Below are 13,879 nucleotides of genomic sequence, written 5' to 3' on the forward strand. Positions count from 1 at the left end.
CGAAGCTCGACGCGTCACGGTTCCACGTGGCCGGAACGCGGCGCTCCGCCCCCATTCCCCTGGGCATGCCGTCCTTTCGCGGGACGGAGCCGCCGCGTCCCGCCCAGCACGCGAAGGAGATCGGCGATGAGTTCGGGCAGATGGTCGGCGGGCGTGATCCCCTATGCGGAGATGGGCTACTGGAAGCCCGACTACGAGCCGAAGGACAGCGACGTGCTCGCCGCCTTCCGGATCACGCCGCAGCCGGGCGTCCCACCGGAGGAGGCCGGCGCCGCCGTCGCGGGCGAATCGTCCACCGCCACCTGGACGGTCGTGTGGACCGACCGGCTCACCTCCTACGAGAACTACCAGGCCAAGTGCTACAAGGTGGAGCCGGTTCCGGGGCAGGAGAACCAGTTCATCGCCTACATCGCCTACGACCTCGACCTGTTCGAGGAGGGGTCGATCGCGAATCTGACGTCGTCCATCATCGGGAACGTCTTCGGGTTCAAGGCGCTGAAGGCGCTGCGCCTGGAGGACATGCGGATCCCGACCCACTACGTGAAGACGTTCCAGGGACCGGCGCACGGCATCGTCATGGAGCGCGAGTACCTGGGCAAGTTCGGGCGCCCGCTGCTCGGCGCGACCGTCAAGCCGAAGCTCGGCCTGTCGGCCCGCAACTACGGGCGCGTCGTCTACGAGGCGCTGCGCGGCGGCCTCGACTTCACCAAGGACGACGAGAACATCAACTCCCAGCCGTTCATGCGCTGGCGCGACCGGTTCCTGTACTGCATGGAGGGCGTCAACCGCGCGCAGGCCGCGACGGGCGAGGTCAAGGGCCACTACCTCAACGTCACCGCCGCGACGATGGAGGACATGTACGAGCGCGCCGAGTTCGCCAAGGACCTCGGCAGCGTCATCGTGATGATCGACCTCACCATCGGGTACACGGCGATCCAGTCGATGGCGAAGTGGGCGCGCCGCAACGGCGTCATCCTGCACCTGCACCGCGCCGGGCACTCCACCTACACGCGGCAGAAGAACCACGGCGTGAACTTCCGCGTCATCGCCAAGTGGATGCGGCTCGCCGGCGTCGACCACATCCACGCCGGGACGGTCGTCGGGAAGCTGGAGGGCGACCCCAACAGCGTCCGCGGCTACTACGACACCCTCCGCCTCGACCACGTGCCCGCCGACCCCGTGAAGGGCCTGTACTTCGACCAGGACTGGGCGTCGCTGCCGGGCTGCATGCCGGTCGCGTCCGGCGGCATCCACGCCGGGCAGATGCACCAGCTCCTGCACTACCTCGGCGAGGACTCGATCCTGCAGTTCGGCGGCGGGACGATCGGCCACCCGATGGGCATCGCCGCCGGCGCCACCGCCAACCGCGTCGCGCTCGAAGCGATGATCAAAGCGCGGAACGAGGGCCGCGACTACCTCACCGAGGGCCCCGACATCCTGCGCGCCGCCGCCAAGAACAGCCGCGAGCTGGACATCGCCCTGTCCACCTGGGGCGACATCACCTTCACCTACGCCTCCACCGACACCCCCGACGCCGTCGAGACCGCTGTGTTCTCGCCGACCCCCTGACGGGACCCACCCCCAACCTCGGAGCGTGTGACATGCGGATCACCCAAGGCACCTTCTCCTACCTGCCCGAGCTGACCGACGAGGAGATCACCAAGCAGGTCGCCTACGCCCTGGACCAGGGCTGGCCCTGCTCGGTGGAGTTCACCGACGACCCGCACCCGCGCAACTCCTACTGGGAGATGTGGGGGCTGCCCATGTTCGACCTCGCCGACCCCGCCGGCGTCCTGTACGAGGTGAAGGAATGCCGCAAGGCGTACCCGAACCACTACGTCCGGCTGAACGCCTACGACGCGAACTACGGGCGCCAGACCACCGCGCTGTCGTTCATCGTGCAGCGGCCGCCCGTGGAGCCCGGCTTCCGCCTGGACCGCGAGGAGACCTCCGACCGGCGCATCCGGTACACGCTGCACTCCTACGCGACGGACCGTCCCGAAGGCGAGCGCTACGGGGACCCGCGTTGAGCGACCGTCCCGGATTCGGCATGCGACCCTCCGAAAACGGCTCCCCGGCGGCCCCACCCCAGGCTCCCGCCGCCGGGGAGCCTGCCCCGCCGGCCCCGTCCGCCCCGCCGCCGACGCTGCCCCCCGGCGCCCGCGTCGACCTCGCCAAGGAGCGCGCCGACTCGCACGCCGACGAGGTCCTGGACGCCCTCGACGCCGAACTCGTCGGCCTCGCCCCGGTGAAGACCCGCATCCGGGAGATCGCCGCGCTGCTGCTGGTGGACCGCGTCCGCGCGCGCTTCGGCATCGACTCCGGACGCCCGAACCTGCACATGTGCTTCACCGGCAGCCCCGGAACCGGGAAGACGACCGTCGCGGTCCGGCTCGCCGAGCTGCTCCACCGGCTCGGCTACATCCGCAAGGGCCACCTCGTCTCCGTCACCCGCGACGACCTCGTCGGCCAGTACGTCGGCCACACCGCGCCGAAGACGAAGGAGGTCCTCAAGCGGGCGATGGGCGGCGTCCTGTTCATCGACGAGGCGTACTACCTGTACCGGGCCGAGAACGAGCGCGACTACGGGCAGGAGGCCATCGAGATCCTGCTCCAGGTCATGGAGAACCAGCGGGACGACCTCGTCGTCGTCTTGGCCGGCTACAAGGACCGCATGGACTCCTTCTTCTCGTCCAACCCCGGCATGAGCTCCCGCATCGCCCACCACATCGACTTCCCCGACTACAAGCCGGACGAGCTGGAGGCGATCGGGCACCTGATGATGGAGCGCGAAGGGTACGTCCTAGCGCCGGAGACCCAACCCGTCTTCCGCGACTACCTCGACCGGCGCCGCGTCCAGCCGCGCTTCGCCAACGCCCGGTCCGTCCGCAACGCGATCGAGCGCGCGCGCCTCCGCCACGCCAACCGCCTCCTGGCCGCCGCAGGAGAGGTGGACCGCGCCGCCCTGACCACCCTGGAACCGGACGACTTCCTCACCAGCCGGGTGTTCCAGTGACGGCGGACGGCGGGTGAGACGCCGATCACAGTGAATCAAGGGATTCGCCTCCGCATGTCCTAGTGTTGAGACCATCGACATGGAGATGTGGGGGAGAAGTTGCTGAACCCTGAGGATCTGTACGAGCTGGACACCGACCTGCCGGAGATGACCGGCCCGGTGCTGCTGCACAGCCTCGACGGCTTCGTGGACGCCGGATCCACCGGGCAGCTCGTGCGCGAGCACCTCCTGGAGGCCTTGGAGCACCGCGTCATCGCCCGCTTCGACGTCGACTCGCTGATCGACTACCGGGCCCGCCGCCCGACGATGACCTTCGACCGCGACCACTGGGCGTCCTACGACGCGCCCGAACTGGTGGTGCGGCTGCTCCGCGACGACGTCGGGAGCCCGTTCCTGATGCTGTCCGGTCCGGAGCCCGACCGGCTCTGGGAGGGCTTCACGCAGTCCGTGGTGCACCTGGTGAAGCGGCTGGACGTGGGGCTCGTCGTCGGCTTCCACGGCATCCCGATGGGCGTGCCGCACACCCGCCCGGTCGGCGTCACCTCGCACGCCACCCGCCCCGAACTGATCACCCGCAACACCTGGTTCGACAAGGTGCAGGTGCCCGGCAGCGCCGCCGGGCTGCTGGAGCTGCGGCTCGGCGAGGCGGGGCACGACGCGCTCGGCCTCGCCGTGCACGTCCCGCACTACCTGGCCCAGTCCGCCTACCCGGCCGCCGCGGTCGCCGCCCTGGAGCAGGTCGTCGCCGCGACCGGGCTGGTGCTGCCGACCGAGCGGCTCCGCGAGGCCGCCGCGGCCACCGACGCCGACATCGCCGAGCAGGTCGACGGCAACGCCGAGGTCGAGAAGGTCGTGCGGGCGCTGGAGCAGCAGTACGACGCGTTCGCCGGCGCCGCCGAGCGCGACAGCCTGCTCGCCGAGTCGCAGGACATGCCGACCGCCGACGAGCTCGGCGCGCAGTTCGAGCGGTTCCTGGCCGAGCAGGAGGGCCCGGACTCCTCGTCCTGACCCCGCCGGGGCGTCCGCTCGGAAGTGTCGGACATATCCGCGCGGGCGCTGGGTAGGCGAGCCCCGGAGGGGGGAGGCTCGCCCATGGCCCAGAGAGTGAACGAAGTGATGACGCCGGTGCCGGTGGCGGTGTCCCCGGACACCACCCTGATCACGGTGAGCGACCTGATGCGCCGGCACGGCATCGGCGACGTGCTGGTGGTCCACGAGGGACGCCTGCGGGGGCTGGTCACCGACCGCGACATCGTCGTCCGCGCCGTCGCCGTCCAGAAGGACGTCGGCGCCACCACGGTCGGCGACATCTGCAGCACCAACATGGTCACGGTGGCGCCGGAGGAGGACGCCGACGCGGCCGTCCGGCTGATGCGCCGGCACGCCGTCCGGCGGCTCCCCGTCGTCGACGGCGACCGCCCGATCGGGATGGTGTCCATCGGCGATCTCGCGGTCCAGCGCGACGAGCGCTCGGCGCTCGCCGACATCAGCGCGGAACCCCCCAACACATGATCACGCTGCGGCTCCCGGACGCCGAGCTGAACGGCGACCTGGCGATCCCGGACGACCCGGCGGGCATGGTGGTGTTCGCGCACGGCAGCGGCAGCTCCCGGCTCAGCCCCCGCAACCGCGCGGTCGCCGAGGGCCTGAACGCCGCCGGGATCGGCACGCTGCTGCTGGACCTGCTGACCGAGGAGGAGGAGCAGGTCGACCGGGTCACCGCCGCGCTCCGCTTCGACATCGAGCTGCTGACGTCGCGGCTGATCGGCACCGTCGACGCGCTGGCCGAGGGCCTGGAGTCCGCACCGCACACCGCGGGGCTGCGGATCGGGCTGTTCGGCGCCAGCACGGGCGCGGCGGCGGCGCTCGCCGCCGCGGCGGCCCGGCCCGACGTCGGCGCCGTGGTGTCGCGGGGCGGCAGGCCCGACCTCGCCGGCCCGTCGCTGCCGCGGGTGCGGGCGCCCGTCCTGCTGATCGTCGGCGGCGCGGACCCCGAGGTGCTGGCGCTCAACGAGCAGGCCCGGCAGCACCTGGACGTCGCCGAACTGCACATCGTCTCCGGCGCCACCCACCTGTTCGAGGAGCCGGGCGCGCTGGAGGAGGTCACCATGCGGGCCGCCGACTGGTTCAACCGCCACCTCGACCACGGGGCCTGATTCGGAACCGGCCGCCGGGGCACGATGTCGGCATGCCCGACGTCATCGTGGTCGGAGCCGGGCCGGCCGGCTCGGCCGCCGCCTGCCACCTCGCCCGCTCCGGACTCGACGTCCACGTGCTGGAGAAGTCCGCGTTCCCCCGCGAGAAGGTCTGCGGCGACGGCCTGACGCCGCGGGCCGTCCGCGAACTCCTGGACCTCGGCGTCGACATCGACGCCCCCGGCTGGTTCCGCAACCGCGGGCTCCGCCTGATCGCCGGCGACCGCCTCCTCGAACTGCCGTGGCCGTCCGACGGCGCCTACCCGCCCTTCGGCCTGACCCGCACCCGCCACGACTTCGACGAGATCCTGGCCCGCCGCGCGGTCGCCGCCGGAGCGACCCTGTCGCAGAACACCAAGGTCACCGCCCCGCTCCGGGACCGGACGGGCCGCGTCACCGGCGTCCGCACCGACGCCGGCGACCACCGCGCGCCGGTCGTCGTCGCCGCCGACGGCGCGTCCTCCCGCCTCTCCGTCGCCCTCGGCCTGCACCCCCGCCGCGACCGCCCCATCGGCACCGCCGCCCGCCGCTACTACCGCAGCCCCCGCCACGACGACCCGTACCTCGAAGCGTGGCTCGACCTCGTCCCCGCCGGATACGGGTGGGTCTTCGGAATGGGGGACGGCACCTGCAACGTCGGCGTCGCCCTCCTCCGCACCGCGCACGCCGACTACCGCCGCCTCCTGGACGGCTGGCTCGCCCGCACACCGCCCGACTGGGGCTTCACCGAACAGAACGCCACGTCCCCCCTCCGCGGCGCCGCCCTCCCCATGGGCTACACCCGCCGCCCCCACTACCTCCCCGGCCTCCTGCTCACCGGCGACTCCGGAGGCATGATCAACCCGTCCAACGGCGAGGGCATCGCCTACGCCCTCGAAGCCGCCCGCATCGCCGCCGAGACCATCACGACCGCCCTCGCCGCCCCCACCCCCGGCCGGCGCGAACGGATCCTGTACACCTACCCGTCCGCGATCCGCCAGGCCAACGGCCGCCCCTTCACCCTCGGCCGCGCCTTCGCCCGCGCCATCGAGAACCCCCGCGTCATGCGCGCCGCCACCCGCGCCGGCCTCGGCAACCCGGCGCTGATGCGCTTCGCGCTCAAGCTCCTCGGCAACCTCGCCGACCCGTCCGCCGACCGCCTCGCCGCCGCCCTCACCCGCCTCGCCCCCGCCTCCTGAACCGCGCCGCCCCGGCCCCGGCGCCCACCCCGAGGTCACGGACGTCCGCATCCGCCGCACCGTTTCGCGATCGTCCCGCCGAACCGGGTACGCTTTCCCGGTCACGAGCACGCGGGCGCGTAGCTCAGGGGTAGAGCACTCGCCTTACAAGCGAGGAGTCGGCGGTTCGAAACCGTCCGCGCCCACCAGCCAAAAGACCCCGTTCCTGATCTAGGAACGGGGTCTTCGTGCCATTAGCGTGCCATTAGCCGACGCGCGCGAGCCCTCCGGCGGTCCCGTCGTCGTCATCCGGGTTCTCGTTGTTGATCTTGTCGTCTATCGCCTGAGCGATCGCGCGGTTCCCGCCCGCCGTCCGGTGCTGGTAGATCAGCGCGGCCCGCACGCTGTCATGACCCATCCGTTCCATGAGGTCACGGAGGGATGCGCCGGAGTCCGCCGCGAAAGTGTTTCCGGTGTGCCGAAGATCATGAAAGTGCAGGTCGGGGACACCGAGCTTGGCCACGGTCTCGGTCCATTTGGTCGCCCGCCGGAAGTTGGCCCGCCGCAGCACGCCGCCGCGCTTACCGGTGAAGATCAGCGCTTCGGGTTCGGGGTCGGTGAAGTTGCCGAGATGCCGCCGCAGGTAAGGGATGACCGCTCGGGGGAGTGCCACCGTCCGCAGGCCCGCCCGTGACTTGGGCGGCCCGATGATCAGTTCGCCCGTGTCCAACTCGACCTGTGCTTGCCGGACGGTCACCGTACGCGCGTTGAGGTCCAGGTCCATGCGCCGGAGCGCTGCGACCTCGCCCCACCGCAGACTCGCGAACGTCGCGAGGAGCACGAGAGCACGCAAGTGATCCGGAACCATCTCGGCCAGCTTGAAGACCTGGGCGACCGTGAGGACCGGCCGCTCGTCCGGCTTCTCTTCGCCGGCCCCTCTGATCCGGCACGGGTTGCGCGCGATGATCAGATCATCGGTCGCGGTCATCAGCACGGCCCGCAGCAGCCGGTACGCCTTCGCCACCTCGGACGCGCCTACGCCCGCTTCCAGGAGCGTGGCCCGCCATTCCCGGACGGCCGCCGTGTCGATCTTCCCGATTGGCAGATTGCCGAGATACGGCGTGATGTGGCGGCGGAGGAGCCCCGCGTAGATCTCGACCGTTCGAGCCCGCAGGTTGGGCCGCTCGGTGATCCACTTGGCCGCGTACTCCGAGAGCTTGACCTTGGCTCGCTTGGGGTCCGTCCAGTCGCCCGTGACGAGCTTCGCTTCGACCAGCGAGAGCGCGCGTTCGGCCTCACGCTCGGTCGCGTAGGTGGTCCCGTTCGAGCGGAGCTTGCCGTCCGGTCCCGGATACCTGATCTGGAAGCGCCCCGAGGGCAGTTTGCGGATGCTGCCGAACCGGCGCTTGCCCTTCTTGTTCGCCATCAGGCGGCCTTCCTGGTCTCAGTTGCCGAAAGTTCAGGAGTCGTGTTCTGGGTCGCGGCGTCGAGCTGGCGGCGCCGTTGGATGCGTTCGTTGATCAGGAGGAGGAGCCGATGTTCGGTCGGTCTCACGTCGGGGTCGCCGGGTCCGGCGCGTTCCCAGACGTAGGCCGCTTGCGGGTCGGCCGGGTTGGAGACGGGGATGCCCGCCTCAGCCAGCCGAGCCAGCGCCCACGCCTTCCGGTCGGCCTTGTGATCGGCGAGCGTCTTGCCGGACCACTTGCGGGAGACCAGGACGCGGCGGCCGCCGTAGCCGAGGTGTTCGCGGCGGTGTGCCTTGCCCTTGCAGTAGCCGGGCGCCATCCCTTTGCGGGGGTTCTTGGGCTGGACGCCGTAGCGCAGCCAGTTCGCGCACGTCGGAGAGCAGGGCTCGTAGCGGAGTGCTTCGGCCATCCGGTCGACGTGCTCACGCTGCGCGGGGGTCTCCGCTTCGTGGCACTCGGCCACACCCTTCACGAGGTACTTGGTCAGGTAGCCGATGCACCGCCGGGAGTCCGCCGAGTCTGCCAGGACGCCTTGCGCGTCGATCTGGCGCCCGAACCGCACCACGTGCAGGGGTTCGGCGTGCTCGTCCAGGCCGATGGCGTCCAGCGCGTCATCCCAGGTCGGGAGGACTTCGCCGGTGGTGGGGTCGAGGTAGCCGCCGTTCTCTCCCGCAGCGTCATCCCATACGGGGAGGTGATCCCCGGAGTAGACGACGCGATCGGTGGAGGGCCACCACACCTGGTGGTAGGTGGCCGCGACGACTTGGCGGAGTTCGGTGCGGGAGATGGTCCCGCGGATCGCCATGTGCAGGTGCGGAGCAAGCCGCCGCTGTGGCTCGACGGCCGCGAAGTACTGCACGTCATAGCCGACGAACCGGCGCAGGTTCTGCACGAACCGATCCACCAGCTTGGAGAAGTGCAGCGCATCCCGCGCCGCCCGCGCGTAGTCGTAGGTAGCCGGGTCGACCGGGGTTCCGTCCGAGCGGACCCGCCCGTAGGAGTCCAGCGTCAGGGTCAGGAACAGCGACGGCCGGAACGTCTTACCGTCCTTGCCCCGGAACACCTTGCCGACCGTGCGGGAGTCGACCGGACGGCGAGGCAGATCCGGTGCATCCTGCCGCCGCCGGGTCGACCGGGTCCGCCGGCCCCTGGCATCCTCACCGGTCTTGAGTGAGCCCCGCACGCCGGTGCGTTCGATCTCGATATCGAGGTCACGCAGCACGGCGTCCCAGAACTCCGGCCCTTCCCCGTCCGCCGTACCGTCCTCGGCTGCACGGTCACGAGCCGCTTGCGCCTGCGACCGCAGCTCCATCCACGCCCGCTGTTCCTTGTCCGGGTCAGCGCGGGTGATGACGGGCTCATCGGCCAGGTGCCAGCCCTGCCGACACTGCACCGCCCTCAGCTTCCGCTTCCGCTCCGCACACGAGGGACACACCGAGGCGAGCGTGTGACCGCACGGGACGTACACCACCTCGGCCGCACCCGTGTTCAGGTCGACCCGCCGCATCGGGACGGGCCGGACGCACACGCCGTGTTCGACCGCGACCGCTTCCAGCACACCCCGCGCCAGCGGGGCGAGGGTCTTCACCACCGGTTCCGACGTCGACTCGGCCGCGGGCGTCTCCGAGCCGTCGAGGGGGAGCTGTGTCACGCAGCCTCCCCGGTGTTGAGGACGGGGAGGCCGAAGGCGACCATGTCGCGGATGTCGTCGTCGGAGACGTAGGCGGCCCGGACGCGGATCGGATCGGGGACGGTTTCCAGCCGGACGAACCCGACCCCAGCGCCGACCTCGGGGACGGACGAGATCTGGTCGGCCAGGGCGCCACGGTCGCGGGCACCATCGCCCAGCACCATGTCGACCTGTTCATCTTCGTCCAGCCGCAGCGCGATCCGGTCGGGGAACAGGTTGCGCAGGTTGTTGACCTCTTTCCGCGCGTCCTGCTGCGCCCCGATCACGCAGTACCCCACCGACCGCCCCTGCGAGGTCAGCACGGCAAGCGCCGACTCGGCCCGCTTGCGTAGGTCCCGCTCGGGGCAGTACGCGGTCAGGAACGCCAACTCATCCACGATCACGACCCGGAACGGGTGCTCATGCGTCGGCATGAACGAGCGCGTCACGCCCGCGAACTGCTCAGCACGGGCGTTCATGTTCTCGGCCGCGGCCTCCAGCAGCTCCACCATGCCGCCCTTGGGGTCGTCGCTGTATCGGCCGTAGCGCTCGAAGAGGGGGCGGCCGAAGGACAGCTCCATGCGCTTGGGATCCACCGCCCACACCTCGACCAGGCCCGCGAGCATCAGCGGCAGCAGCGCGCGGACCGTCGACCAGATCACCGACCCCTTGCCGGCCCCCGTCGCGCCCGCGATGAGCACATGGGTTCCCAGGAGCCGCAGCCGCCACGGGGACCCGTCCTCGGCCCGTCCGATCTCCAGCGCCCGCAGGTCGACGTCCGCCGCGTCGGGGACGGGCAGGGCGGGGATGGGGACGGCGAGGGCGTCTTTGCGGACGAACTCCAGCCAGATCCGTCCCGGACGGTCCCCCTCCCGGACGCGGACGAGGGTCGCGCCGAAGCCGTGGGCGAGGTTGACCGCCACCCGTTCCCAAGCGTCCGGAGCCTGCCCTTTGAGCATCTTCACCAGGACGCGGTCCGACGTCGGACCGCAGCGGACGCGGACGAGGGACGGGAGATACTCGCGGCCTTTGTGGGTTTTGGTGAGTCCGGTGGTGACGAGGACGGGTTGCCAGTCGCGGCGGTAGACCATGACCAGCCGCCACCGGGCACGGGCCGGACGAGCGGCGTAGCGGACGAAGGACGGACGGTCCAGCGCCGCCCACACCGCCAGGCCGACCGCGACGAGGACCAGGACGACGAGCGGGACGGCCCACCCGTACCGGACGCCGAGCCAGCCGAGCCCACCGGCGATGGACACGGGGACGATGTTGCGCACCAGGAACACCACCGTCCGGACGACGGCCCGGACGAGGTTGACGAGCAGCACCAGGCCCTCGGGCATGTGCCACACCGGAGGCGCCCACTTGGGCGCCGCGAACGGGTCACGCTGCGCTTCAACGGCGACGTTCTCACCGGGACCGAGCTTGCGGAACTCCCAGGCCATAGCCTGGACACCTCTTCTCTTCGTGTGGTTGGAGGGGAGAGAAGCGGGGCGGCCGGAGGTACCAGCTCCAGCCGCCCCACCCATTCGCGGGATCAGGCCGCGTCCTTCGCCGCCGTGTCCTTGGTCGACGTCCGGCCCGCGCCGCCCTTGAAGGCCGCCGGGCGCATCCCCGCCGCCTTGAGCGAGTAGGCCAGCCGGTTGTTCTGGCTGTTGACGTACGGCGTGACCGTCAGCCCGTCGAATTCCACCGGCACGAACGGGAACCCCGCCGGAGCCTCCGGAAGGATCGGCTGGACGGGCGCGATCAGCTTGACCTTGAACGTCCCCTTGGACGCCGGGTCGGCGTCGAGGACCTCGACCGACCAGACCAGTTCGCCGGTGTCCTTGTCGCGGCCCTGGACGAAGTTCTCCCGGCTCGACCGGTCGAAGTCGCGGACCGGCTCGACGCCGCCCTTGACGAACGCGCCGTAGGGGAACACGTCGCCGAACGCGACCTTGAACGGACCCTGCACCGCCATGGCGGACACCTCCAGACGTTCGCCTGACCGCTTGTTCGGTCAAGTGGATGTGGATTGAATGTACCTCGCCACTCGTCCGAACAAGCTTCCTTGCGAGAGTGGTCTACGTCACATTCACTTCGGGCTCACAGAGAAACGCCGCAGACCCGCTACTCCGCGCCTCGTGTAGCGCCTCGACTCGGGCGAACAGGCGCGGGCTCATCATCGTCTTCCAGGTTCCGAGCGGTTGCACGAGCCAATCGGTGTGCTCGGAGGAGTCCAAGACGATCCGGCCGAGTTCGGAGGCCGTGAGCATCCCGCCATCGAAGACGAACCCGATCTTCGCGCACGGCCAGCCCCGTTGAGGCGGGATGAAGTGCGTTAGGAGCAAAGCCGGCGGCCCGGCGAACTCGATGCCGGTTTCCTCGCGGCACTCACGTACCGCCGTAGCGAACGGGGTGGCATCGCCGTGCTCGACGTTGCCGCCCGGAAACTGCCAAGCCTCCACACCGTGCGCCGAGCGCAGAGCGAGCGGGTTGCCCTCGGTATCGGTGAAGTACAGCGCCGCGTACATGGTGGCGTTGGGGAGAGTCCGCACGTACTCCTCAGGGGGCAACCAGCTCACAAGCACTCCCACTCTGCTCGACAAGGCAGCCGACACCGCCGCAGCCCCGGCGATATCGAGTCTGCCCCGGCGCCATCAATCGGGGACGCTGTAGACGTCCTCCAGTTCATGCAGCGACCCCGGCAGCAGCACCTCGGCCACGAAGCAGACCGAGTCGGAGGCGTCATGCATGCTCGCCAAGACTGTCAGCACCGGCTCAGACCTCTTGAGCTGCAACGCCTCGGCCTCATCCTTGGACGGCAGCCGGGCCGACAGCCGTTCGGCGATGTGGTCGACGCGCACGTCCTTCACAGTGCGCAGATGAGCCCGCAGCCCAACCGGCAGAGCCGTCTCTTTATCCAGGTCGGTGCCATACGCCAACTCTGTCGGGAACCAGCACGTCACCAACTCCGAGACGAGCCCCTCCCGCACGGTCGCCCACCGACGCACCAGCACCCGCGCTCCGCCATCGAGGCCAAGCAGGCCGGCGACCGGTGCAGGAGCCGGAACCGTCCCGACCTCCAAAAGGCTCACACCCGATGAGGTCTCCGGCTGGTCCAGCACCGCAAGGCCCGGACGCGAGGCCCGCGCCGCAGGACCAGGACGGCCCTTCACGAACGAGCCGCGCCCGTGCTCACGGGTGATCCACCCGTCCTGCTGCAACATTTGCAGAGCACGAACCACCGTGGTCCGGCCGACCGCGAAGTCCCGCACGAGCTGCGATTCAGACGGCAGCATCGAACCGGGCGGGTAGTCCCCGTTCTCGATCCGGCGCCGCAACTCCAGCACTACCCGCGCGTACTTCGGGGGCTCGAACTCCAAGCTCGACATCTCGACCACCTGACGACTCTCACGCTTGACCGCATAAGCGAATCTCTCTGGCACTGTAGCTTCCTTCCGTTCCGACGTCACGCCCGCGAACTGCACCTACGCTCCAGCCGCAACGAGCAAGGCCCCCGAGCCCGACCGCCGAAGCCACCCCAGCGGACAGGCCCGAGGGCCACCCAGTTCGCCGCCAACGTCGGCGGGCTTCACATCATCGGGGCCAGGGCCAGCCCCGTGCGTGGACGATCGCGTCCCGCAGTTCGTCAGGGTTGAGCGCCTCTACGAGGCGAGCGCCATCCCCGAGCCGGACCATCGCCCACCACGAACCGGTGGCCTCCCCGTACCAGGCCCACACCCCTGAGAACTCGCGTTCGATCTGCGCGGCGACCGGCCGCCCGCTCATCCCGTCCGGCAGCACTACGGGAACCGCACCCATCACGATCCGCCGCCGTCCGGCGAGCTGGTGAACGGCACCGCCAGAACGTGTGCGATTCGGTCCGCCGCCGTATCGGTCTCCAGCAGCGGGCACAACGGCTCCAACTCCGGCGGAGATTGACGGGTCGGTCCGGCCCACACCCACAGCCACCACAGCACGCCCTTGTGGCGACGGCACAGCACCTCTTGCCGCATCCCCGGATGCATCAACGCTCCGCGCGGGTCGTCGGGGTCGGGTTCACCGGCCGGGTTGCTCGCCCGCACCGCGCCATGCCCGTACACCTGCGCGTCCAGGCCCCGCCGCTTCAATGCGTCGACCAGCGCCAGAGCAGCCGGACGCCATGCCGTGTTCTGAAGGGGCCGCAAGCTCACCACGTTCATGACCGAGAACTCCCAGGGGTTGAAGCGGGACCGGCGGACGAGCAGGCGACCAGAACCCCACCCGGCCGAGCGCAGCCGCCACGGGGGCGAAGCGACCGCGCTTCCAGTCGCCCGCCACGCCCGCCGGCCCCGCGGCTTCACCTACGCCGCACGCGTCTTGCGCGTCGGCGCGCACCAGCGACACGGCAC

At 70.5% G+C, this 13,879-nt stretch carries 15 protein-coding genes and 1 tRNA gene; 8 read left to right on the plus strand and 8 right to left on the minus strand.

What is annotated here, in order from left to right; translation table 11 throughout:
* Positions 1-126: 126 nt before the first annotated feature.
* From ABT299_RS31295 to ABT299_RS31330, 8 genes are all read left to right on the plus strand, one after another.
* Positions 127-1,569 carry a form I ribulose bisphosphate carboxylase large subunit gene (locus ABT299_RS31295; RefSeq protein ID WP_190862881.1) on the plus strand — a complete coding sequence of 481 codons (1,443 nt, stop codon included), beginning with the start codon at positions 127-129 and terminating at the stop codon, positions 1,567-1,569.
* A gap of 32 nt (positions 1,570-1,601) precedes the next feature.
* Entirely contained in the window at positions 1,602-2,030 is a 429-nt protein-coding gene (locus ABT299_RS31300; protein ID WP_190862883.1) for a ribulose bisphosphate carboxylase small subunit, read from the plus strand.
* Between the two features lie 20 nt (positions 2,031-2,050).
* Positions 2,051-3,016 (plus strand): CbbX protein, encoded by a 966-nt coding sequence (gene cbbX, locus ABT299_RS31305; protein WP_190862885.1) that lies wholly within the window; start codon positions 2,051-2,053, stop codon positions 3,014-3,016.
* A 99-nt stretch (positions 3,017-3,115) separates the two neighbouring features.
* The gene (locus tag ABT299_RS31310) at positions 3,116-4,024 is read left to right on the plus strand and encodes a proteasome assembly chaperone family protein (RefSeq protein ID WP_206700176.1); all 909 of its coding nucleotides are present in this window, start codon (positions 3,116-3,118) and stop codon (positions 4,022-4,024) included.
* A gap of 84 nt (positions 4,025-4,108) precedes the next feature.
* Positions 4,109-4,528: a CBS domain-containing protein gene (locus tag ABT299_RS31315; RefSeq protein WP_500252930.1), complete on the plus strand. Its 420-nt coding sequence runs from the start codon at positions 4,109-4,111 to the stop codon at positions 4,526-4,528.
* Positions 4,525-5,172 carry a dienelactone hydrolase family protein gene (locus ABT299_RS31320; RefSeq protein ID WP_500252931.1) on the plus strand — a complete coding sequence of 216 codons (648 nt, stop codon included), beginning with the start codon at positions 4,525-4,527 and terminating at the stop codon, positions 5,170-5,172. Before ABT299_RS31315 ends, ABT299_RS31320 begins: the two co-directional genes overlap by 4 nt.
* 32 nt (positions 5,173-5,204) lie before the next feature.
* Positions 5,205-6,389, plus strand: coding sequence for a geranylgeranyl reductase family protein (locus tag ABT299_RS31325; protein ID WP_500252932.1), 1,185 nt, complete (start codon positions 5,205-5,207; stop codon positions 6,387-6,389).
* 113 nt (positions 6,390-6,502) lie between these two features.
* Positions 6,503-6,577 (plus strand) — tRNA-Val (locus ABT299_RS31330).
* A 56-nt stretch (positions 6,578-6,633) separates the two neighbouring features.
* Here the strand turns inward: ABT299_RS31330 and ABT299_RS31335 are convergent.
* The 8 genes from ABT299_RS31335 to ABT299_RS31370 all read right to left on the minus strand — a co-directional run bounded on the left by ABT299_RS31335 (position 6,634) and on the right by ABT299_RS31370 (position 13,690).
* On the minus strand, positions 6,634-7,794 hold the full coding sequence (locus ABT299_RS31335; RefSeq protein WP_500252933.1) for a site-specific integrase: 1,161 nt from the start codon (positions 7,792-7,794) through the stop codon (positions 6,634-6,636).
* A complete protein-coding gene (locus ABT299_RS31340) occupies positions 7,794-9,422 on the minus strand; it encodes a replication initiator (protein ID WP_500252934.1) in 1,629 nt (542 codons plus the stop codon). Before ABT299_RS31340 ends, ABT299_RS31335 begins: the two co-directional genes overlap by 1 nt.
* Positions 9,423-9,481: 59 nt before the next feature.
* Complete coding sequence (locus ABT299_RS31345) at positions 9,482-10,948, minus strand: FtsK/SpoIIIE domain-containing protein (RefSeq protein WP_500252935.1); 1,467 nt, start codon at positions 10,946-10,948, stop codon at positions 9,482-9,484.
* A gap of 92 nt (positions 10,949-11,040) precedes the next feature.
* Positions 11,041-11,466, minus strand: coding sequence for a plasmid replication, integration and excision activator (locus tag ABT299_RS31350; RefSeq protein ID WP_500252936.1), 426 nt, complete (start codon positions 11,464-11,466; stop codon positions 11,041-11,043).
* 103 nt (positions 11,467-11,569) lie between these two features.
* On the minus strand, positions 11,570-12,070 hold the full coding sequence (locus tag ABT299_RS31355; RefSeq protein ID WP_500252937.1) for an NUDIX domain-containing protein: 501 nt from the start codon (positions 12,068-12,070) through the stop codon (positions 11,570-11,572).
* Positions 12,071-12,145: 75 nt separating this feature from the next.
* The gene (locus ABT299_RS31360; RefSeq protein ID WP_500252948.1) at positions 12,146-12,880 is read right to left on the minus strand and encodes a GntR family transcriptional regulator; all 735 of its coding nucleotides are present in this window, start codon (positions 12,878-12,880) and stop codon (positions 12,146-12,148) included.
* Between the two features lie 205 nt (positions 12,881-13,085).
* Positions 13,086-13,310, minus strand: coding sequence for a hypothetical protein (locus tag ABT299_RS31365; protein ID WP_500252938.1), 225 nt, complete (start codon positions 13,308-13,310; stop codon positions 13,086-13,088).
* The gene (locus ABT299_RS31370) at positions 13,310-13,690 is read right to left on the minus strand and encodes a hypothetical protein (protein ID WP_500252939.1); all 381 of its coding nucleotides are present in this window, start codon (positions 13,688-13,690) and stop codon (positions 13,310-13,312) included. Before ABT299_RS31370 ends, ABT299_RS31365 begins: the two co-directional genes overlap by 1 nt.
* Positions 13,691-13,879: the final 189 nt, after the last annotated feature.

Origin of the sequence: Spirillospora sp. NPDC000708 (assembly GCF_040299565.1) — a bacterium.
In the GTDB taxonomy this organism is placed as follows: domain Bacteria; phylum Actinomycetota; class Actinomycetes; order Streptosporangiales; family Streptosporangiaceae; genus Spirillospora.